This window comes from Pseudomonas putida, assembly GCA_029953615.1.
GTDB lineage: Bacteria > Pseudomonadota > Gammaproteobacteria > Pseudomonadales > Pseudomonadaceae > Aquipseudomonas.
The window spans coordinates 1,390,446-1,411,909 of the sequence record CP124529.1 but is presented as its reverse complement, the minus strand read 5'-3'; the positions used below and the strand labels follow the sequence as shown (position 1 = coordinate 1,411,909).

Here is a 21,464-nt window from a genome sequence, read left to right as displayed (position 1 = left end):
GGCGAGTGCTCAACCGTTATGCAACCGGTCCCGCCTGGCCAATGTCGGGAACAGTTTTATCCACACCCCGGTCACCAACAACGTGCCCACGCCGCCCATTACCACCGCCGGCACTGTGCCAAACCAGTGCGCGGTCACCCCCGATTCGAACTCGCCTAGCTGGTTCGAGGCACCAATGAACAAGCCGTTCACCGCGCTCACCCGCCCGCGCATTTCATCCGGCGTCTCCAACTGCACGAAGGCGCCGCGGATGACCATGCTGATCATGTCCGCCGCACCCAGCACCACCAGCACTGCCAGCGAGAACCAGAACGAGGTCGACAGGCCGAAGGCGATAGTCGCCACGCCGAACACACCCACGGCGGTGAACATGGTCCGCCCCACGTTGCGCTCGAACGGGAAGCGCGCCAGCCACAGTGACATCAGCAACGCCCCCACCGCTGGCGCCGAGCGTAGCAGGCCGAGGCCCAGCGGGCCGGTCAGCAGGATGTCCTTGGCGAACACCGGCAGCAGTGCGGTCGCCCCGCCCAGCAGCACGGCGAACAAGTCCAGCGAGATGGCGCCGAGGATGTCGGGCCGGCTGCGGATGAAGCGGATACCGGCCAGCAGCGATTCGATGCTGGCGCGCCCACGCTGGGTCACCTGGCCGCGTGCCTGCAGGCTCAGGGTAAGCACGCAGGCAATGGCGTACAGGGCCACGGTGGGGCCGTAAACCCAGATGCTGCCGAAGGCATACAGGAAACCGCCCACCGCCGGCGCCACGATGGTTGCTGCCTGGGTGGCCGAGGCCGAAGCCGCCACCGCGCGTGGGAACAGCCCGGCCGGTACCACGTTGGGCAGCAGCGCCTGGGTCGCCGGCATTTCGAACGAACGCGTGGCACCGAGCAGGAAGGCGAGGGCGAAGATCAGCTCGCGGGTGACGTTGTCAGTGGCACTGCCCAGCGCCAGTGCCAGGGCTATCAGCCCCTGCAGGCTCTGGCACAGCGCGGCGACCTTGCGCCGGTCATAGCGGTCGGCGACATGCCCGGTGTGCAGCATGAACAGCACCCGTGGGGCGAACTCGACCAGGCCGACCAGGCCCAGGTCCAGCACATTGCCGGTCAACTGGTAGAGGTGCCAGCCGATGGCCACGGTAAGCATCTGGAAGCCGCTGGCGGTGAATACGCGGGCCAGCCAGAACGCCAGGAAGGGGCGATGGTGGCGTAACAACTGCGGTGCGGAATCGGACATCGGAAATCAGCGGCCTCGGCGCAGTAGAGGGGGGCGCAGCGTATCATCTGTTTGTAACAAACAGTTACTGTTTGCCGTGGTCTGCACTTTTTCACGGGTCATGAAAGGGGGTGGGGCAACCGGTCACGCGGCAATCAACCACACGGCCCGACTGGCCATTCAGGACTATGCTTCCTAGCAATCGTTGATCTGGATCAATCGTTCCAGATGTAACGATCGGGCCCTTGGGCCGAAATCCCTGCGATCGAACAGAACAATTCCAACGCGCCGCACTCGACTACCGTGGGGGCAGTGGGCGATTGGGCCAGCGGCCCGGACGCCGGATTATCTGAAGAGGAAGCACCATGTTCGGAATAGAGGCCTTAGAGCTCGCCCGAATGCAGTTTGCCTTTACCGTATCGTTCCATATCCTGTTCCCGGCCATCACCATTGGCCTGGCGAGCTACCTGGCCGTTCTCGAAGGCCTCTGGCTGCGGACCAACAACCAGGTCTACCGTGACCTTTATCACTTCTGGTCGAAAATCTTCGCCGTCAACTTCGGCATGGGCGTGGTTTCCGGCCTGGTCATGGCCTATCAGTTCGGCACCAACTGGAGCCGCTTCTCCGACTTCGCCGGCGCCATTACCGGCCCGTTGCTCACTTACGAGGTGCTGACGGCGTTCTTCCTCGAGGCTGGCTTCCTGGGGGTCATGCTGTTTGGCTGGAACCGTGTCGGCCGTGGCCTGCACTTCTTCTCCACGGTGATGGTGGCACTCGGCACCCTGGTCTCGACCTTCTGGATCCTCGCCTCCAACAGTTGGATGCAGACCCCGCAAGGCCACGAAATCATCGATGGCCGGGTGGTGCCGGTGGACTGGTTTGCGGTGGTGTTCAACCCCTCCTTCCCCTACCGCCTGATGCACATGGCCACTGCCGCGTTCGTTGCCACCGCGTTCTTCGTCGGTGCCTCGGCGGCCTGGCACCTGTTGCGCGGGCGTGACAACCCGGCGGTGCGCAAGATGCTGTCGATGGCCATGTGGATGGCGCTGGTCGTCGCGCCGATCCAGGCGGTGATCGGTGACTTCCATGGCCTCAACACCCTCAAGCACCAACCGGTGAAAATCGCCGCGATCGAAGGCCACTGGGAGAACGTGCCCGGCGAGCCGACCCCGCTGATCCTGTTCGGCATCCCCGACATGCAGGCCGAAACCACCCGCTTCAAGCTCGAGATCCCGGCGCTCGGCAGCCTCATCCTGACCCACAGCCTGGACAAGCAGGTACCGGCGATGAAGGAGTTCCCACCCGAAGACCGGCCCAACTCGACCATCGTCTTCTGGTCGTTCCGGATCATGGTCGGGCTGGGTTTCCTGATGATCTTCGTCGGCCTGTGGAGCCTGTGGCTGCGTAAGCGCGGCACGCTCTACACCTCGCGGCCGTTCCTGCACCTGGCCCTGTGGATGGGGCCTTCCGGGCTGATCGCACTGCTGGCCGGCTGGTTCACAACGGAAATCGGCCGCCAGCCCTGGGTGGTATATGGCCTGATGCGCACGGCAGACGGTGTGTCCAACCACAGTTACGCCCAGCTTGGCTTCACCCTGGTGGCCTTCGTGGTGGTGTATTTCGCCCTGTTCGGCACCGGCCTTGGCTACATGATGCGCCTGGTGCGCAAAGGGCCGAAAACCGGTGAAGGGGACGAACACAACCCCGGTGGCCCTGGCACCAAACGCACACCGGCGCGGCCGCTGTCTGCCGCCGATGATGGCCATGAGGCCAATTCCGCCAGCCTGAGCAAGGAACACTGAGCCATGGGTATCGACCTTTCGCTGATCTGGGCCGTGATCATCATTTTCGGCGTCATGATGTACGTGGTGATGGATGGTTTCGACCTGGGCATCGGCATGCTCTTCCCGTTCGTCAAGGGCGAGCGGGACCGCGATGTAATGATGAACACCGTCGCCCCCGTATGGGACGGTAACGAAACCTGGCTGGTGCTGGGCGGTGCCGGGCTGTTCGGGGCATTCCCGATGGCTTACTCGGTAGTGCTGGAGGCGCTGTACCTGCCGTTGATCCTGATGCTGATCGGTCTGATCTTCCGCGGCGTGGCCTTCGAGTTCCGTTTCAAGGCCACCGCCGACAAGCGCCATATCTGGGACAAGGCGTTCATCGGAGGCTCGCTGGTTGCCACCTTCTTCCAGGGCGTGGCACTGGGCGCCTTCCTCGAAGGCTTCAAGGTGGTCGACCGGCATTTCGCCGGAGGCACCCTTGACTGGCTGACCCCGTTCAGCCTGTTCTGCGGCCTGGGGCTGATCGTTGCCTACACCCTGTTGGGTTGTACCTGGCTGATCATGAAGACCGAAGGGCCGCTGCAGCAGAAGATGCACGACATCGCCCGGCCGTTGGCGCTGGTGCTGCTGGTGGTGATCGGCATCGTCAGCCTGTGGACACCGATTGCCTACCCGCAGATTGCCGAGCGCTGGTTCAGCATGCCTAACCTGGTCTGGTTCATGCCGGTGCCGATCCTGGTGCTGGTCACCTTCTACGGGTTGCTCAAGGCGGTGGCGCGCAATGCGCACTACACACCGTTCCTGCTGACGCTGGTGCTGATCTTCCTTGGTTACAGCGGCCTGGGCATCAGCCTGTGGCCGAATATCATCCCGCCGTCGATCTCGATCTGGGATGCCGCGGCGCCACCGCAGAGCCAGGGCTTCATGCTGGTGGGTACCCTGTTCATCCTGCCGTTCATCCTCATGTATACCTTCTGGAGCTATTACGTGTTCCGCGGCAAGGTTACCCATGAAGACGGCTATCACTAGGAGGGCCGCATGATGACCGGCAAGCATGGTTTGGACGAGAAGAAACCCCTGTGGCAGCGGCTGGGCTGGCTGCTGCTGATCTGGGCGATGAGTGTGGCGGCCCTGGGTGTGGCGGCCTGGGTGATGCGCCTGTTCATGGGGGCTGCGGGGCTGACCACCCATTGAACCAATGGGGGCGCCTGTGGGAGCGGGCGTGCCCGCGAAGCAGACAACGCGATAGATGGCACCGGCTTCGCCGGTGTTCGCGGGCATGCCCGCTCCCATAGGGGCGGCGGCGCTTTTACTTGCGGGCTTTCAGAATAACGAACTTGGGCGTCGCCGCCACCTGCTCCACCCCCCGGAACAACCGCGCCAGCTTGCTGTGATAGCCCAGGTGCCGGTTACCCACGATATACAGCGCCCCGCCCACCACCAACGCCTCACGCGCCTGCTGGAACATGCGCCAGGCGAGGAAGTCACCCACCACCTGCTGCTGGTGGAATGGCGGGTTGCACAGCACCACGTCCAGTGACTGCTTCTCTACCCCCGCCAATCCATCGGCTGCTTCGAACGCCGCCGGGCGCTCACCCAGCGCGGCCTGCCAGTTCTCCCGCGCCGATTGCACCGCCATGTACGACTCGTCGACCAGGGTGTACTGGGCATCCGGGTTGACCAGCGCGCTGGCGATCGCCAGCACTCCGTTGCCGCAGCCCAGGTCTGCCACCCGCGCGCGGCCCAGTTCGCGGGGCAGGTGTGGCAGGAACGCCCGTGTGCCAATGTCCAGGCCCTCACGGCAAAACACGTTGGCGTGGTTGACCAGCTCCAGCGGCGGCGCGTCGAGGCTGTAGCGGCTAGGGTAGGGCGAGCGGGCGACAGGCCGTTCGGCCAGCGTCGCGGTCAGCAAGCGTGCCTTTTTCTGCGCCAGCGAGGCTTGCACCGGGCCGATGTACTTCTCCATCAGGTCACCGGCAGCCCGTGGCAAGTGCTTGATCATCGCCCCGGCAATCACTTGGGCATTGGGCGCCAGGTGGCCTTGCAGGCGAATCAGTTGTTCTTCGAGCAGGGCCAGGGTCTTGGGCACACGCACCAGCACCCGATCGAACGGGCCTTGCCAGTGTTCGCTGGCCGGCACGAACGGCACGCTGTCGAAGGGCAGGCCATTGCGCACCAGGTTCTTTTCCAGGGCCAGGTGCGCCAGGTGCGAATCGCCACTGCTGACTACCTGCAACTTGCCCGCCAGGCTGGCGGCCAGGGCGCCGAAGCTGTCATTGAGCACCAGCACCCGGCAGGTGGCATCGAGGGCCTGTTCGTGCAGCTGCGCAAGCAGGTACTCGTCGGCGGCATCGAAAGCCTGCAGAGGGTCGTTGGCCTGTTCCGGCTGGCGGATCAGGTCGAGTTCGGCGTAGGGGGTGGTCAACAGGGGCATGGCGTCTGGCTCGGGTACGAAACTGCCCGTTGCGGTTCGCCCCGGGCTTTGCCGGGCGATTCTACAGGGCTTTGCCCAAGGTCGCAGGTTTGAAGGTCAGATCCAGCCACGCAGGGCGGCGATGGCAATGGCGCCGGCCTTGTTGGCGGCGTTGGTCTTGGTGATGACACTGCGGATATGGAAGTTCACCGTGCTCTGCGACAGCGACAGGATGCAGGCCACGTCGCTGGCTGTCTTGCCGGCGGCTGACCATTTCAGTACTTCCAGTTCGCGCTCGCTCATTTTCGGTGGCGGTGGGCACAGCGCACTCAGGTGGTGCTCGCCCAGCACGGCATGCAGCGTGTGGCATAGCCACTGAACGTTGCCGGCCTTGCCATAGAATTCAACGATATCGATGTTGCCGACCGGCCTGGCAACGCTGATCTGGCTTTCATTGTGCTGCAAGTCGTACAGCGACTGGGTCCAGCCATGCCGTAGTCCATGCTGGCAGGCTGCTTCCCGGTACTGGGGGGCCTCGCGGTACAACTCGTCGGTCCACAGCACAGCCTCGGTAGTGCCGTGGCTCAGGCTGGCAGCTGCGTCCTGCTTGTAGAACTCATCGCGCTGATAACGCTCGATCCACGCGGGCGGGTAGTTGCTATAGAGGAAGACCCTGGGCGTCTGGGTGGCGATCTGGATGCGAATGTTCAGCCCAAGGTATTCCATGCCCAGGTCCTGAGCCAGGTGCACTGCTATGTCGAACAGCTTCCGTGGGCTGCGTTCGCTGACAAACGCATGAAGATGTTCGGGTTTCCAGTCAGGCATCTTTAACGCTCCCAGGCGATGCAGATTTCAATCCGTTTGAACACCCGGTTGAGTGTAGGAAAAGACTTACCAAAACGTTGGGAATTTTTTGTTATAGCGATCACGATTTTCTATGACTTCGGCAGGATCGCCGCAGATGAGGCCCTACAAAGCAGTGGTTTTTATCCGCGTCACTTTGCGCGACACTGTGCGCACGCCAAACCTGGAGTCCGATATGACCGCAAGCGCCGAAAAGTTCACCCGCCAGACCCTGCTCGATGTTCAGCCGCTGACGCCGAACCTCTTCAGCCTGCGGGTTACGCGCGACGCGGGGTTCCGCTTCCGTTCCGGCCAGTTTGCCCGCCTGGGCGTGACCAAGGCCGATGGCAGTGTAGTGTGGCGCGCCTACTCCATGGTCAGCGCGCCCCATGACGAGCACCTCGACTTCTTCTCCATCGTGGTGCCAGGCGGGGAGTTCACCAGCGAGCTGAGCCGACTGGGGGCAGGCGATACCCTGCTGATCGACCGCCAGGCCTTCGGCTTCCTTACCCTCGACCGCTTCGTTGGTGGCCGCGACCTGTGGTTGCTGGCGACCGGTACTGGCATTGCGCCGTTCATGTCGATCCTGCAGGACTTTGAAGCCTGGGAGCGGTTTGACAGCATCAAACTGGTGTATTCGGTGCGCGAGGCGAAGGAACTGGCTTATGTAGATGAAATCGCCGGGCTGGAGCAGCGCGATTACCTGGCCGAATTCGCCGGCAAGTTGCAGTTCATTCCGGTGGTGACCCGTGAACAGCATCCGGGGGCGTTGAACCAGCGTATTACCACGCTGATCGAGAATGGCGAACTGGAGAAGGCGGCGGGGTTGGAACTGTCGCCAGAGCATTCGCGGGTGATGCTGTGTGGCAACCCGGAGATGATTGATGAAACGCGCAAGGTACTGAAGGCGCGGGACCTGCAGCTGAGCCTGAGCAAGCGGCCGGGACAGGTGGCTGTGGAAAACTACTGGTAAGGCCGTTGGGGCCGCGTTGCGGCCCCAGCGATCTTAAGGCAACCGATTCTGGTTCTGCGTCTTGAGCAAGTCGCGAATCTCGGTCAGCAAGGTCTCTTCAGGCGAAGGCACTGGCGGCGCAGACGGCGCCACCGCCTCTTCGCGCTTCAGGCGGTTGATCGCCTTCACCCCCATGAAGATGGCAAAGGCCACGATGACGAAGTCGATCACGGTCTGGATGAACTTGCCATACGCCAGCACTACTGCCGGAACGTCACCTTCGGCAGCCTTCAGGGTAATTGCCAGGTCGCTGAAGTCCACACCACCGATCAACAGGCCCAGTGGCGGCATGACCACATCACCGACGAAAGACGAGACGATCTTGCCGAAGGCCGCGCCGATGATGATACCAACCGCCATATCGACGACATTGCCTTTGACCGCGAAGGCCTTGAATTCACTGATCATGCCCATGTCTTGTTCCTTGTAACAAAAGGTAAGGTTTACGCAGTGTAAGCCACTTAAACGCTTCATGCGTTGTGTTCAGGGCCACAGACCGCTGTTAGAACGAATAGTTTTGTCGCATCCCGAGGCGTTCGAGGCACGTCCAGCTCGGCTATCATGGCGGTTTTTTCCAGGAGACCCCAGCCATGGCAAAGGCCAAGCGCTTGTATGGCTGCACCGAGTGCGGTGCGACCTTCCCCAAATGGGCCGGCCAGTGTGGCGAATGCGGGGCCTGGAACACCCTGGTCGAGACCATGATCGAAAGCGGCGGTGCGGCTGCGCCCAGTAGCGGCCGTGCCGGCTGGACCGGGCAGCAGGCGCAGATCAAGACCCTGGCCGAAGTCAGCGTCGAGGAAATCCCGCGCTTCACCACAAGCAGCACTGAACTGGATCGAGTGCTGGGCGGTGGCCTTGTGGATGGTTCGGTGGTGTTGATCGGTGGTGACCCGGGCATCGGCAAGTCGACCATCCTGCTGCAAACCTTGTGCAACATTGCCGTGGGCATGCCGGCGCTGTATGTCACCGGCGAGGAGTCGCAGCAGCAGGTGGCCATGCGCTCACGGCGCCTGGGCCTGCCCCAGGACCAGCTCAAGGTGATGACCGAAACCTGCATCGAGACCATCATCGCCACGGCCCGCGTCGAGAAACCGCGAGTGATGGTGATCGACTCGATCCAGACCATTTTCACCGAGCAGTTGCAATCGGCACCCGGCGGCGTGGCCCAGGTGCGCGAAAGCACGGCGTTGCTGGTGCGCTACGCCAAGCAGAGCGGCACGGCGATCTTCCTGGTCGGCCACGTGACCAAGGAAGGCTCGCTCGCCGGCCCGCGGGTACTCGAGCACATGGTCGATACCGTGCTGTATTTCGAAGGCGAGTCCGATGGCCGCCTGCGCCTGCTGCGGGCGGTCAAGAACCGCTTTGGCGCGGTCAACGAGCTGGGTGTGTTCGGCATGACCGACCGGGGCCTGAAAGAAGTGTCCAACCCCTCGGCGATATTCCTCAACCGCACCCAGGAGGAAGTACCGGGCAGCGTGGTGATGGCCACCTGGGAAGGCACCCGGCCGATGCTGGTGGAGGTGCAGGCGCTGGTCGACGACAGCCACCTGGCCAACCCGCGCCGGGTGACCTTGGGCCTTGACCAGAACCGCCTGGCGATGTTGCTGGCGGTGCTGCACCGCCACGGCGGTATTCCCACCCATGACCAGGACGTGTTCCTCAACGTGGTGGGCGGGGTGAAGGTGCTGGAAACCGCCTCGGACCTGGCGCTGCTGGCGGCGGTGATGTCCAGCCTGCGCAACCGGCCCCTGGCCCATGGGCTGCTGGTATTCGGCGAGATCGGCCTGTCTGGCGAGGTGCGGCCGGTGCCCAGTGGTCAGGAGCGTTTGAAGGAAGCCGCCAAGCATGGTTTCAAGCGAGCCATCGTGCCCAAGGGCAATGCGCCTAAAGAGGCGCCGGCGGGGTTGCAGGTGATTGCCGTTACCCGGCTGGAGCAGGCCCTGGATGCGCTGTTCGAGTAATTTGTAGCCTGTACCGGCCTCTTCGCGGGCACGCCCGCTCCCACAGGATCACCTCGGTCTCCGAAGCTTGTGCAATCCCTGTGGGAGCGGGCGCGCCCGCGAAGAGGCCAATACCGGTAAATGAAAAAGGGGCCGACGATGCGCATCGGCCCCCCACCTCACCGCTCAGTCAGCGGTCAATGCTCGGCAACCGCACTGCGCCTGACCGTTTCATTGCCATGCTCGTCCTGTTCCAGCATCGGCACTTCATTACCCTCGGCATCGAACAGCTTGCCGTCCTTGAAGTAGTCGCCATCACGCAGCGCTGAAATGTCCGAATACTGGATGGTGCGCTCGTACGCGGCAGCAAACACCGACTGCTGGTCCGAATTGCCGGCGGTGAAGTGGTTGAAAATCAGGTTCAGCAGGATAGCCATGATCGCCGCCGAGCTGATGCCCGAGTGGAAGATGGTCTCGAACCAGTTCGGGAAGTGATGGTAGAAGGTCGGTGCGGCAATCGGGATCATGCCGAAGCCCAGTGAGGCCGCGACGATGATCAGGTTGACGTTGTTCTTGTAGCTGACCTTGGACAGGGTGCGGATACCGCTGGCTGCCACGGTGCCGAACAGCACGATGCCGGCGCCACCCAGTACCGGAGTAGGGACCGCGGCAATTACCCGGCCCATGATCGGCAGCAGGCCGAGCACCACCAGGATCACGCCACCGGTGGCCACCACGTAGCGGCTCTTGACCCCGGTCACGGCTACCAGGCCGACGTTCTGGGCAAACGCGCTCTGGGTGAACGAGCCGAAGATCGGTGCCAGGATGCTCGAGGCCATGTCGGCGCGCAGGCCGTTGCCCAGGCGCTTGGAGTCGACCTTGGTGTCGATGATTTCGCCCACCGCGAGGATGTCGGCTGAAGTTTCCACCAGGGTCACCATGATCACGATGCACATCGACAGGATCGCGGCGATGTGGAATTCCGGCATGCCGAAATGGAACGGCGTGGGGAATGCGAACATCGGGCCCTCGGTGACCTTGCTGAAGTCGGCCATGCCCAGCGCCCAGGCGATCAGGGTGCCGACCACCATGGCCAGCAGAATCGACAGGCGCGAGATCGCCGCGCTGCCAAGCTTGCTCAGCAGCAGCACGATGGCGAAGGTCAGGGCTGCCAGGCCGATGTTGGCCACGCTGCCGAATTCCGGCGAGGCGCTGTTGCCACCCATTACCCAGCGAGCGGCCACGGGCATCAGGGTCAGGCCGATGGTAGTGATGACGATGCCGGTCACCAACGGCGGGAAGAACTTGGTGATGCGGGAGAACACAGGGGTGATCAGAAAACCGATCAGCGACGCTGCCATGACCGCGCCGAGCACGCCCGGCAGGCCACCGCCGCCCTCGCTGCTGAGGATGGCCCCCATGGTCGCCACACCGGCGAATGAAACGCCCTGCACCAGCGGCAACTGGCAGCCGAAGAACGGCAGGCCAAGGGTTTGCAGCAGGGTGGCCAAGCCACCGGCAAACAGCGAAGCGGCGATCAGCATGCCGATTTCGGCGCCGTTCAGGCCTGCGGCCTGCCCCAGGATCAGGGGTACCGCGACGATCCCCCCGTACATGGTCAGCACATGCTGCAGACCATAGGCCAGGTTGGCACCAAGACCGAGGTTTTCATCCTCGGGCCGCTTGGCGGGAGACGTGCTAGGGGACGTAGTCATGGAGCAGGCTCTCTGTTTATTGTTGTGGCGCTACTGTAGACACTTCCGACAAATGATTGCCACAAGAATTGTATACAATATTTTGATCGTAGCGCGCACAAGAGTGCCCGCAAGATGCGCGGGAATCTAATGCAGAAGGCGTACCAACTCGTCAGAGGCTGTGCTAGAGGGGTGTGTACAAAGCGCCGCTACCCAGGCTTAAAGCTGTCTGGGTAGACAAGAAACACAACGCGGGGGAGCCATTAGCTAGCTAAGAGATTTCATTATTCGATGAGTTCGCGCAGCTCACGCATCATTTCGGTGCTGTCGGCCACGTTCAATTCCACAAGACGGTGCAAATGGGTCATCGATTCGACGTCGATGTACAGGCAGATAAAGCCCAGGCGGGTGGCTTCCTCATGGCGCAATTCAACCTGCATTTGCACACGCACATCGCGGTCGAGGTGGATGATCGCATCGAAATCCTGGGTCAGGTCGGCGTCCCATGGCTCGGGGCGATTGACCAGAAGGCCCTTCAGCGACAGATCCAGGAGTTTTACCGGCCAGCGGCGGTCGCCCTGGCGCAGCTCGGTGGGGGCATCGAAATCGATGCGCTGGAAACGGCGGCGTTCGTCGTGATCGCTCATGGGGTAGATCCTCGCATAGGTCCTCAGGTGACATCCTGACTATAGTTAGAGTGGTATGTACATCAGGTACCGCAATCTGGCCGCAGAGGCTCTAGACCAAAGCAAGTGTGGCAATGCGCGATGACTCGCCCTAGACTCGATGGGCGGTCTTTTCCAATCCACCAGCTGGAAGCAAACCATGAACAACAATAATAGCCTGCTACGCCACATTCCGTGGCTGGCGCTGGCAGTCATAGGAGCCTGTGCGCTGGGCGTGGTTGCCCTGCGTCGCGGCGAGGCGATCAATGCCTTGTGGATCGTGGTCGCGGCAGTGGCCATCTACCTGGTCGCCTATCGTTACTACAGCCTGTTCATCGCCACCAAGGTGATGCAGCTCGACCCACGCCGTGCCACCCCGGCGGTGCTCAACAACGACGGCCTGGACTACGTCCCGACCAACAAACACATCCTCTTCGGCCACCACTTCGCCGCCATCGCTGGTGCAGGCCCCTTGGTCGGCCCGGTGCTCGCCGCGCAGATGGGCTACCTGCCCGGCACGCTGTGGCTGATCGCCGGCGTGGTGCTGGCCGGTGCGGTGCAGGACTTCATGGTCCTGTTCCTGTCCACCCGCCGCAACGGCCGCTCGCTGGGCGACATGGTACGTGAGGAGATGGGCCGTATCCCGGGCACCATCGCCCTGTTCGGCTGCTTCCTGATCATGATCATCATCCTGGCGGTGCTGGCATTGATCGTGGTCAAGGCCTTGGCCGAGAGCCCGTGGGGCATGTTCACGGTGATGGCGACCATTCCGATCGCGATGTTCATGGGCATTTACATGCGCTACATCCGCCCGGGCCATATCGGTGAGATCTCGGTCATCGGCGTGGTGCTGCTGCTGGCCTCGATCTGGCTGGGGGGCCAGATTGCCGCAGATCCGACCTGGGGCCCGGCGTTCACCTTCACCGGCGTGCAGATCACCTGGATGCTGGTGGGCTATGGCTTCGTCGCCGCCGTGCTGCCGGTATGGCTGGTATTGGCGCCACGTGACTACCTGTCGACCTTCCTCAAGATCGGCACGATCGTCGGCCTGGCCATTGGTATCCTGATCATCGCGCCCGAGCTGAAAATGCCGGCGCTGACCCAGTTCACCGATGGCACCGGCCCGGTGTGGAAGGGCACCCTGTTCCCGTTCCTGTTCATCACCATCGCCTGTGGCGCGGTGTCCGGCTTCCATGCGCTGATCTCCTCGGGGACCACGCCCAAGCTGCTCGACAACGAAACCAACGCCCGCTACATCGGCTACGGCGGCATGCTGATGGAATCGTTCGTTGCCATCATGGCCATGGTCGCCGCCTCGGTGATCGAACCAGGCGTGTACTTCGCCATGAACAGCCCGGCCGCGGTGGTCGGTGCCGACGTGGCATCGGTGGCGCAAACGGTCAGCAGCTGGGGCTTCCTGATTACCCCTGAGCAGCTCGAGGCCACTGCCCGCGACATTGGCGAGCACACCATCCTGGCCCGTGCCGGTGGTGCACCGACCCTGGCGGTGGGTATTGCGCAGATCCTGCACCAGGTGCTGCCGGGTGAAAACACCATGGCCTTCTGGTACCACTTCGCAATCCTGTTCGAGGCCCTGTTCATCCTTACCGCGGTAGACGCCGGCACCCGTGCCGGGCGCTTCATGCTGCAGGACCTGCTGGGCAGCTTCGTGCCGGCGCTCAAGCGCACCGAGTCGTGGACTGCCAACCTGATTGGTACTGCCGGCTGCGTGGCCCTGTGGGGCTACCTGCTGTACCAGGGCGTGATCGACCCGCTGGGTGGCATCAACACCCTGTGGCCGCTGTTCGGTATTTCCAACCAGATGCTGGCTGGTATCGCCTTGATGCTCGGCACTGTGGTGCTGATCAAGATGAAGCGCCAGCGCTACGTCTGGGTCACCCTGCTGCCGGCCGTGTGGTTGCTCATCTGCACCACCACTGCAGGCCTGATCAAGCTGTTCGACCCGAACCCGGCTGTTGGTTTCCTGGCCTTGGCCAAGAAATACAGCACTGCGCTGGACGCCGGCCAGGTACTGGCCCCGGCCAAGGACATCGGACAGATGCAGCACGTGATTTTCAACGCCTACACCAACGCCGGCCTGACGATCCTGTTCCTGGTTGTGGTGTTCAGTGTGCTGTTCTTCGCTGTCAAGGTCGGCTTCGCCGCCCTCGGCCGCAAGGAGCGCACCGACAAGGAAACCCCGTTCCAGGCCCTGCCTGAAGCTTGAGAGGACTGCTGCGATGTTCAACGACCTGGGTCGACTGGGTAAGTACCTGGGGCAGGCAGCCCGCCTGATGGTCGGCATGCCCGACTACGACAACTACGTCGAGCACATGCAGAAAACGCACCCGGACAAGCCGGTCATGACGTACGAGCAGTTCTTCCGCGAACGCCAGGAAGCGCGCTACGGCGGCAAGTCCGGGCCCAAGTGTTGTTGATCCTCAAGCGTTAACCTGTCCCGGCCTCATCGCCGGCAAGCCGGCTCCCACAGGTATTGCACAGGCCTCAAGGTTTGTGCGGTACCTGTGGGAGCTGGCTTGCCGGCGATGAGGCCAGTGTTTTTTCCGCACAGGAGATGTTCTGCGTGCAGACGCCTATTCCCGTAACCGTACTCACTGGCTTCCTCGGTGCCGGCAAGACCACCTTGCTCAAGCACATGCTCAAGGCCGAGCACGGCCTGAAGATCGCCGTGATCGAGAACGAATTCAGCGAGGCCGGCATCGACAGCCAGCTACTGGGCGACGACCCGGTGCAGGTAATGACCTTGGCCAATGGCTGCGTGTGCTGCAGCATCCATGGCGACCTGACCCGCGCCTTGTACCTGCTGCTGGAACGCCTGGATGCCGGCGAGATCGCCTTCGACCGCCTGGTAATCGAGTGCACCGGCCTGGCCGACCCGGCGCCGGTGGCCCAGACCTTCTTCATCGACGAGGAACTGCGTGAGCGCTACATCCTCGACGGCATCATCACCCTGGTCGATGCCGCTCACGCCGAGTTGCACCTGACCCAGACCATCGCCCAGGCCCAGGTCGGCTTTGCCGATCGCCTGCTGCTGAGCAAGACCGACCTGGTCGAGCCCGCTGCAGTCGAGGCCCTGCGCGAGCGCCTGGCGCGCATCAATGGCCGGGCCGCGGTCCGCGTGGTCGAGCATGGTCGCATCGACCTGGCCGAGCTGCTGGATGTGCGTGGTTTCAACCTCAACCCGGATCTGGGCGCGAACCTGAAGCCAGCGCTACGCCCGCTGCTCAAGCCCGCTACCCCGGACCGGATTTCCACCTTGGTGCTGCGCACGGAAAGCCCGCTGGACATCGACCGCCTCAGCGACTTCATGAACGAACTGCTGGAAACCCACGGCAAGCAGCTGCTGCGCTACAAGGGCGTGCTGAACATTGCCGGAGAGGCGCGCAAGCTGGTGTTCCAGGGCGTACTCAAGCTCTATGGCTTCGACTGGGACGCCGAGTGGGCCGAGGGTGAAACCCGCGAAAGCGTGATGGTGTTCATCGCCGACGAATTGCCCGAAGCTACGATTCGGGCTGGCTTCGAGGCGCTGGCTGCGGGCTGAACTGACGCGGCGTCTGGGCCTGGAACCACTGCGGCCACGAGCTGCGGTGGCGTGTATCGAGCTCGATGCACGGGATCAGTCGCTCGGTCAGCAGTGCTGTCTGCCGCACCGCCTTGGCGGTGCGGTACTTGACGCTGTGGATGCACTCGCGGTCGCCGAACTCGCAGCGGTTCAGCGCGGTGCCGCCGCAGGGGCCGTTGGCCAGGCCCTTGGGGCAGGTTTCCGGGCAGATGTACAGGGTCTCTTCCAGGCGGCAGCGGCCGCAGGTGTCGCAGCCTACCAGCGGTTTCTTCACCGCGTGTTCCAGCTTGTGCAGCACCTGCGCGCCAAGGCGGGTGGCCCACATCGGCTGGCGCACAGCCCAGCCAAATGCCTTGCTCAGCCCATTGCGGCGGCTGAACAGCAGCGAATGCATGCCGTGCATCAGGTGATAGCGCGCCTTCTCCTTGAACGAGGCATCGACCCGTGATTCGCCCTGGCGCCAGCTTGCCTGCGGCGGATGGAAGCTGACTGCCGGCAGGCCGGGCATCTGCCAGCTGGCCTGCCAGGCCGGCGCCCATTGTTCCAGCGTGTGGATTTGCGCCTGCCAGTGCTCGATGCGTGCTTCCAGGGCCAGCAGTTGCTTGAGTTCGTGAACCCCCGACAAATGCACGCCGGCGTAGCCCATCAGCTTCACGCCGATGATCTGCAAAGCAAGGCGGTCGACGCTGCGCGCCTGGGCAAAGGCCTTGGACTGCGCCGTTTCTGCTTCCAGCATGTCGCGCATCGACGGCGTGACGGTCACGCCAGCCACGTGCTCGAGCATCGTCGCACGCCCGTGGGTGAGGCTCATCAGGCAGGCCAGCATCGGCCGGGGCGTGGCCTGGCGGCGCATCCAGTGCATGGCTTCCTGGTGTTTGCCGGCATCGAATCCCAGTTGCAGTGTAAGGAAGTCGGCGCCTGCCGCCAGTTTTTTCTCGGCCTTGAAGTATTGGGCACCGCCTTCTTCCTCGCAGTACTTGAACGGGTTCAGCGCCGCGCCAAGCAGCCAGTGCGGGCAGGCCTGGCGGGCGATCTGCAGGGCTGCTACCGACTCCAGGTAGCGCACCGGGCGCTGGCCAGGCTGGTGGCCGGGCAGACGGTCGCCGGTCAGCAGCAGCAGTTGGTCGAGGCCGGCGGCATCCATGCGTTGCAGTTGGGCGAGCAGGTGGTGGCGTTCGCGGTCCTTGCCGGAGAAATGCGGCAGGGCAGGTACCGGGTTGCCGAACGAGGCGAGGGCGTCCAGTGGCGACATGTCCAGCGGGCTGCCGACGCGGTCGCCAATGGCCACAGTCATTGGCCAGCCGCACAGGTGCGCACGGGCCAGGATCGCGTCCATGGCGGCGAAGCGTTCTGCGGAGGGCTTGGGGACGAACTCCATGATGCAGACGAAGGTGTTTTCGCGCAGCGCGGTTTTCAGCAGGCTCATGGGGCCGGGTACCTGGTGTGGTCAGGGTGGCATTGTGCGGCAGAAGGCGGGTGCGGTCATGCTCTGAATGAGACATGTGTGTGCCTGTGCCGGCCTCTTCGCGGGCGCGCCCGCTCCCACAGGTATTGCATGAACCTTGAAGCCTGTGGCGAACCCTGTGGGAGCGGGCATGCCCGCGAAGGGGCCGGTACAGGCAGTACACATTCATGATCATGAGTAAATCTTGAGTTCATCTCAAATTTAATGAATTTGTCTCAAGATGCCAGTGCCCGGAGAATCCCCTCATTCATTTCTGCATGCTGAGGGACAAGACATGGCACTGGCACACAACCTGGGCTTTCCACGTATCGGCCGCGACCGCGAGCTGAAAAAGGCCCAGGAAGCCTACTGGAAGGGTGAACTCGACGAAGCCGGCCTGCGCGCCGTCGGCCGCGAGCTGCGTGCCCGCCACTGGCAGGTGCAGAAAGACGCCGGCATCGAACTGCTGCCGGTCGGCGACTTTGCCTGGTACGACCAGGTGCTGACCCACTCGCTGACCTTCGGCGTGATCCCGCAGCGCTTTCGCAGCCATGACGGCGCCAGGCCAACGCTGCAAACCCTGTTCGCCATGGCCCGTGGCGCCGTGGGTGATAGCTGCTGCGGCGGCGCCCATGCGCAGGAAATGACCAAGTGGTTCGACACCAACTATCACTACCTGGTCCCCGAGTTCACCGTCGACCAGCAGTTCGCCCTGAGCTGGGAGCAGCTGTTCGAAGAGGTGGCAGAAGCCCAGGCCCTGGGGCACGCGGTCAAGCCGGTGGTGATCGGCCCACTGACCTACCTGTGGCTGGGCAAGGCCAAGGGCGGCGATTTCGACAAGCTGGAGCTGCTTGACCGCCTGTTGCCAGTGTATGACCAGATTCTCAATCGCCTGGCTGCCCAGGGCGTGGAATGGGTACAGATCGATGAGCCGATCCTCGCCCTGGACCTGCCTCAGGCCTGGAAGAATGCCTACGAGCGCGTTTACAACATCCTTCAGCGGGCGCCACTGAAGAAGCTGATCGCCACCTATTTCGGCGGCCTGGAAGACAACCTGGGCCTGGCCGCGAACCTGCCGGTCGATGGCCTGCACATCGACCTGGTGCGGGCGCCCGAACAGTACCCGACCATCCTCGACCGCCTGCCGGCCTACAAGGTGCTGTCGCTGGGCCTGGTCAACGGCCGCAACGTCTGGCGCTGCGACCTGGAAAAGGCGCTGGAGGTACTGCGCCATGCCCATGAGCGCCTGGGTGAGCGGCTGTGGGTGTCGCCGTCCTGCTCGCTGCTGCACAGCCCGGTGGACCTGGACCGTGAAGACCAGCTCGATGCCGAACTGCACAGCTGGCTGGCCTTCGCCGTGCAGAAGTGCCAGGAAGTGGCGCTGCTGGCCAAGGCCATCAATGCCCCGCACGCCGCCGACGTGGCCGCCGCATTGGCCCAGAGCCAGGCCGTGCAGGCCAGCCGCGCCGCTTCGCCGCGTATTCACAAGCCTGGCGTGCAGGCCCGGCTGGCAGCCATCAAGCCCGCTGACAGCCAGCGTCAGTCGGCGTTTGCCCAGCGTATCGTCAAGCAACGTGCGGGGCTCGACCTGCCGGCGTTTCCGACCACCACCATCGGTTCGTTCCCGCAGACCTCGGCGATTCGCCTGGCACGCCAGGCCTACCGGCAGGGCAAGCTGACCGAGGCCGATTACGTCGAGGCCATGCACAGCGAGATCCGCCATGCGGTGAAAATCCAGGAGGACCTGGGCCTGGATGTGCTGGTGCACGGCGAGGCCGAGCGCAACGACATGGTCGAGTACTTCGCCGAGCAGATCGATGGCTATGCGTTCACCCGCTTCGGCTGGGTGCAGAGTTACGGTTCGCGCTGTGTGAAGCCTGCGGTGATCGTTGGCGACCTGAGCCGGCCGAAAGCCATGACCGTGGAATGGATCACCTATGCCCAGAGCCTGACCAGCAAGGTGATGAAGGGCATGCTGACCGGCCCGGTGACGATGTTGATGTGGTCGTTCCCGCGTGAAGACGTGAGCCGCGAAGTACAGGCGCGCCAGCTGGCACTGGCAATCCGCGACGAAGTGGTCGATCTGGAGGCGGCGGGTATCAGGATTGTGCAGATCGACGAAGCGGCCTTCCGTGAAGGCCTGCCACTGCGCCATGGCGCCTGGGCCCATTACCTGGAATGGGCCACCGAGGCCTTCCGCTTGTGTGCCTCGGGGGTGCGTGACGAAACCCAGATCCACACCCACATGTGCTACAGCGAGTTCAACGACGTGATCGAGTCGATCGCGGCGATGGATGCCGACGTGATCACCATCGAGACCTCGCGGTCCCGACATGGAGCTGCTGGCGGCCTTCGAGCGCTTTGCCTATCCCAACGAGATCGGCCCGGGGGTGTATGACATTCATTCGCCACGGGTGCCGACCCGTGAGGAAATGGTCAAGCTGCTGCGCAAGGCTGCCCGGCGTATCCCGGCCGAGCGCCTGTGGGTAAACCCGGATTGCGGGCTGAAGACCCGGGGTTGGCCGGAGACCGAGGCAGCGCTGGTGAACATGGTCGCAGCTGCCCGCGAGCTGCGTGCCACTGTCTGATTTTTTGCTGTTTGTGCCGGCCTCTTCGCGGGTGAACCCGCTCCCACAGGGATATCACTGGATCAAGCATCAGTGGGGTCCCTGTGGGAGCGGGCAAGCCCGCGAAGAGGCTCGGGCCTGCTCACATCAGCCTGTGATCAACGCTCGATCGCCAAGGCCACGCCTTGCCCGCCGCCAATGCACAAGGTGGCCAGGCCTTTCTTCGCATCCCGCTTGATCATTTCATGCAGCAGGGTCACCAGCACCCGGCACCCGGACGCACCAATCGGATGGCCCAGGGCAATCGCCCCGCCATTCACGTTGACCCGCGCGGCATCCCATTCCAGCGCCTTGCCTACGGCCAGCGCCTGCGCGGCAAAGGCTTCGTTGGCTTCGATCAGGTCCAGCTCGGCCAGTTGCCAGCCGGCCTTGTCCAGGCAGCGCTGCGTGGCCGAAACCGGGCCAATGCCCATGATCGCCGGGTCTACACCGGCACTGGCATAGGCCGCGATCCGGGCCAGCACCGGCAAGCCCAGAGCCTTGGCCTTGGCAGCGCTCATCAGCAGCACGGCGGCGGCACCGTCATTCAGGCTTGAAGCGTTGCCGGCGGTGACGCTGCCGTCCTTCTTGAACGCCGGGCGCAGTTTGCCCAGGGACTCGGCAGTGGTATCCGGACGCGGCTGCTCGTCCCGCGCGAAGACTTTGGGGTCGCCTTTTTTCTGCGGCAGCACGATCGGGGTGATTTCATCATCGAAGCGGCCGGCCTCAATCGCCGCCACCGCCTTGCGCTGCGACTCGGCGGCGAAGGCGTCCTGCTGCTCGCGGCTGAGGCCGTATTGCTCCACCAGGTTTTCGGCGGTGATGCCCATGTGGTAGTCGTTGAAGGCATCCCACAGGCCATCGGTGATCATGCTGTCGATCAACTGGCCATGCCCCATGCGCTGGCCAGTGCGGGCCGAGGGCATCACGTAGGGGGCAAGGCTCATGTTCTCCTGGCCGCCGGCGATTACCACCTCGGCGTCGCCGCAGCGAATGGCCTGAGCGCCCAGGTGCAGTGCCTTGAGGCCCGAGCCGCAGACCTTGTTCAGGGTCAGTGCCGGTACGCTGAAGGGCAGGCCGGCCTTGATCGCAGCCTGGCGTGCAGGGTTCTGCCCGGCGCCGGCAGTGAGCACCTGGCCGAGGATGACTTCGTCGACCTGTGCCGGGGCCAGCCCGGTCTGCTCCAGCAGGCGCTTGATCACGGCGGCACCGAGGTCTACTGCAGGCACATTGGCCAAGGCGCCCTGGAAGCTGCCAATGGCGGTACGGGTTGCGGCGACGATGACCACGTCGTTCATGTTGTTGTTCTCCGTGCGATGGGCGTAATGCCGCAAGCATCGGTGGCTTTGGCTCATTTGTTAAGTTTGTTTTTCTTTGCGATTAATGTGTAAAGCCAATGAATGAGCGTAAAGCGGCCTGCAGAACTATGCTAAGGGATGCGCTTTTGCATCCATCTGAATGGAGTTCATGCCCATGCGTACATTGATCGCCATGACTCTCCTGATTGGCAGCGGCACTGTGTTCGCCGCCACCGAATGTACCACTGCTGACAAAAGCACCTGGCAGGACCAGGAAAAATTCCAGGCGCAGCTCAAGGAGCAGGGCTACAAGATCAACAAGTTCAAGGTCACCAAGGGGAACTGCTACGAGATCTACGGTTTCGACAAGGATGGCAAGAAGGTCGAGATCTACCATGACCCAGTGACGGGCAAGGCAGTCAAGACCGAGTACCACGATTGAACAGCGACGGTACGGTGCAGCTGTGGGACCCTCTACTGCGGCTGTGCCACTGGTCGATCGCCTTGGTGTTCTTCGCCAACTACTTCTTCAACGAAGAGGGTGAAGACTGGCACCAGTGGCTGGGCTACTACGCACTGGCCGTTGTGGTGGTGCGTGTGATCTGGGGCTTTGTCGGGCCACGCAGCGCGCGCTGGGCCGATTTCTGGCCAACCCCCGCAACCTTGGTCGGGCATGCTCGGGCGCTGCTGCATGGGGGGCTTGACCATCACATGGGGCATTCGCCGATTGGCGCGCTGGTGATGGTACTGATGCTGACCTGCATCGCCGGCCTGGGCCTTACCGGGTGGGCGTCGCAGGAGGTGGACGCGCTGTTTGGTGTCGACTGGCCGATGGACCTGCACAGCTGGCTGGCCAACGCGCTGCTGGTGCTGGTTTGCGTGCATGTGCTGGCGGCCATCTACGAGAGCGTGCGCATGCGGGAAAACCTGCCGTGGTCGATGATCACCGGGCGCCGTCGGCATCGCGACTGAC

General features: G+C 63.3%; 18 protein-coding genes and 1 pseudogene. 11 read left to right on the top strand and 8 right to left on the bottom strand.

Annotated elements, in window-relative coordinates; translation table 11 throughout:
* Positions 1-9 precede the first annotated feature (9 nt).
* Complete coding sequence (locus QIY50_06480) at positions 10-1,230, bottom strand: MFS transporter (protein WGV21856.1); 1,221 nt, start codon at positions 1,228-1,230, stop codon at positions 10-12.
* Between the two features lie 344 nt (positions 1,231-1,574).
* Between QIY50_06480 and QIY50_06475 the strand changes: the two genes are divergently transcribed.
* From QIY50_06475 to QIY50_06465, 3 genes are read left to right on the top strand one after another with little or no spacing between them, the layout of a single operon-like run.
* A complete protein-coding gene (locus QIY50_06475; protein ID WGV21855.1) occupies positions 1,575-3,011 on the top strand; it encodes a cytochrome ubiquinol oxidase subunit I in 1,437 nt (478 codons plus the stop codon).
* A gap of 3 nt (positions 3,012-3,014) precedes the next feature.
* Entirely contained in the window at positions 3,015-4,022 is a 1,008-nt protein-coding gene (gene cydB, locus QIY50_06470; GenBank protein ID WGV21854.1) for a cytochrome d ubiquinol oxidase subunit II, read from the top strand.
* 9 nt (positions 4,023-4,031) lie between these two features.
* Positions 4,032-4,187, top strand: coding sequence for a DUF2474 domain-containing protein (locus QIY50_06465; GenBank protein ID WGV21853.1), 156 nt, complete (start codon positions 4,032-4,034; stop codon positions 4,185-4,187).
* 115 nt (positions 4,188-4,302) lie between these two features.
* Here QIY50_06465 and QIY50_06460 read toward each other — a convergent pair whose 3' ends face one another.
* Both QIY50_06460 and QIY50_06455 read right to left on the bottom strand, forming a co-directional pair.
* Positions 4,303-5,427 (bottom strand): methyltransferase, encoded by a 1,125-nt coding sequence (locus tag QIY50_06460; protein WGV21852.1) that lies wholly within the window; start codon positions 5,425-5,427, stop codon positions 4,303-4,305.
* A gap of 96 nt (positions 5,428-5,523) precedes the next feature.
* Positions 5,524-6,231, bottom strand: coding sequence for an autoinducer binding domain-containing protein (locus QIY50_06455; GenBank protein ID WGV21851.1), 708 nt, complete (start codon positions 6,229-6,231; stop codon positions 5,524-5,526).
* A gap of 214 nt (positions 6,232-6,445) precedes the next feature.
* On the opposite strand from QIY50_06455, the gene QIY50_06450 reads away from it, so the two are divergent.
* Positions 6,446-7,222 (top strand): ferredoxin--NADP reductase, encoded by a 777-nt coding sequence (locus QIY50_06450; protein ID WGV21850.1) that lies wholly within the window; start codon positions 6,446-6,448, stop codon positions 7,220-7,222.
* A gap of 33 nt (positions 7,223-7,255) precedes the next feature.
* On the opposite strand, the gene mscL is transcribed toward QIY50_06450, so the two are convergent.
* Positions 7,256-7,675: a large-conductance mechanosensitive channel protein MscL gene (mscL, locus tag QIY50_06445; GenBank protein WGV21849.1), complete on the bottom strand. Its 420-nt coding sequence runs from the start codon at positions 7,673-7,675 to the stop codon at positions 7,256-7,258.
* Positions 7,676-7,851: 176 nt separating this feature from the next.
* Between mscL and radA the strand changes: the two genes are divergently transcribed.
* The gene (radA, locus tag QIY50_06440; GenBank protein ID WGV21848.1) at positions 7,852-9,222 is read left to right on the top strand and encodes a DNA repair protein RadA; all 1,371 of its coding nucleotides are present in this window, start codon (positions 7,852-7,854) and stop codon (positions 9,220-9,222) included.
* A gap of 176 nt (positions 9,223-9,398) precedes the next feature.
* On the opposite strand, the gene QIY50_06435 is transcribed toward radA, so the two are convergent.
* Positions 9,399-10,916: a nucleobase:cation symporter-2 family protein gene (locus QIY50_06435; GenBank protein WGV21847.1), complete on the bottom strand. Its 1,518-nt coding sequence runs from the start codon at positions 10,914-10,916 to the stop codon at positions 9,399-9,401.
* Between the two features lie 263 nt (positions 10,917-11,179).
* Positions 11,180-11,542, bottom strand: coding sequence for a PilZ domain-containing protein (locus QIY50_06430; GenBank protein ID WGV21846.1), 363 nt, complete (start codon positions 11,540-11,542; stop codon positions 11,180-11,182).
* Between the two features lie 178 nt (positions 11,543-11,720).
* Between QIY50_06430 and QIY50_06425 the strand changes: the two genes are divergently transcribed.
* From QIY50_06425 to yjiA, 3 genes are all read left to right on the top strand, one after another.
* Positions 11,721-13,787: a carbon starvation CstA family protein gene (locus tag QIY50_06425; protein WGV21845.1), complete on the top strand. Its 2,067-nt coding sequence runs from the start codon at positions 11,721-11,723 to the stop codon at positions 13,785-13,787.
* 13 nt (positions 13,788-13,800) lie between these two features.
* Positions 13,801-13,998 carry a YbdD/YjiX family protein gene (locus QIY50_06420; protein WGV21844.1) on the top strand — a complete coding sequence of 66 codons (198 nt, stop codon included), beginning with the start codon at positions 13,801-13,803 and terminating at the stop codon, positions 13,996-13,998.
* A gap of 146 nt (positions 13,999-14,144) precedes the next feature.
* Complete coding sequence (gene yjiA, locus QIY50_06415; protein ID WGV21843.1) at positions 14,145-15,122, top strand: GTPase; 978 nt, start codon at positions 14,145-14,147, stop codon at positions 15,120-15,122.
* On the opposite strand, the gene QIY50_06410 is transcribed toward yjiA, so the two are convergent.
* Positions 15,082-16,569 (bottom strand): methylenetetrahydrofolate reductase C-terminal domain-containing protein, encoded by a 1,488-nt coding sequence (locus QIY50_06410; protein ID WGV21842.1) that lies wholly within the window; start codon positions 16,567-16,569, stop codon positions 15,082-15,084. The genes yjiA and QIY50_06410 overlap by 41 nt on opposite strands.
* A gap of 313 nt (positions 16,570-16,882) precedes the next feature.
* Here QIY50_06410 and metE point away from each other — a divergent pair.
* Positions 16,883-19,175, top strand: a pseudogene (gene metE / locus QIY50_06405) (5-methyltetrahydropteroyltriglutamate--homocysteine S-methyltransferase).
* A gap of 137 nt (positions 19,176-19,312) precedes the next feature.
* On the opposite strand, the gene QIY50_06400 reads toward metE, so the two are convergent.
* Complete coding sequence (locus QIY50_06400) at positions 19,313-20,491, bottom strand: acetyl-CoA C-acetyltransferase (protein ID WGV21841.1); 1,179 nt, start codon at positions 20,489-20,491, stop codon at positions 19,313-19,315.
* Between the two features lie 175 nt (positions 20,492-20,666).
* Between QIY50_06400 and QIY50_06395 the strand changes: the two genes are divergently transcribed.
* Positions 20,667-20,933, top strand: coding sequence for a PepSY domain-containing protein (locus tag QIY50_06395; GenBank protein ID WGV21840.1), 267 nt, complete (start codon positions 20,667-20,669; stop codon positions 20,931-20,933).
* Positions 20,930-21,463 carry a cytochrome b/b6 domain-containing protein gene (locus tag QIY50_06390; GenBank protein ID WGV21839.1) on the top strand — a complete coding sequence of 178 codons (534 nt, stop codon included), beginning with the start codon at positions 20,930-20,932 and terminating at the stop codon, positions 21,461-21,463. Before QIY50_06395 ends, QIY50_06390 begins: the two co-directional genes overlap by 4 nt.
* Position 21,464: the final 1 nt, after the last annotated feature.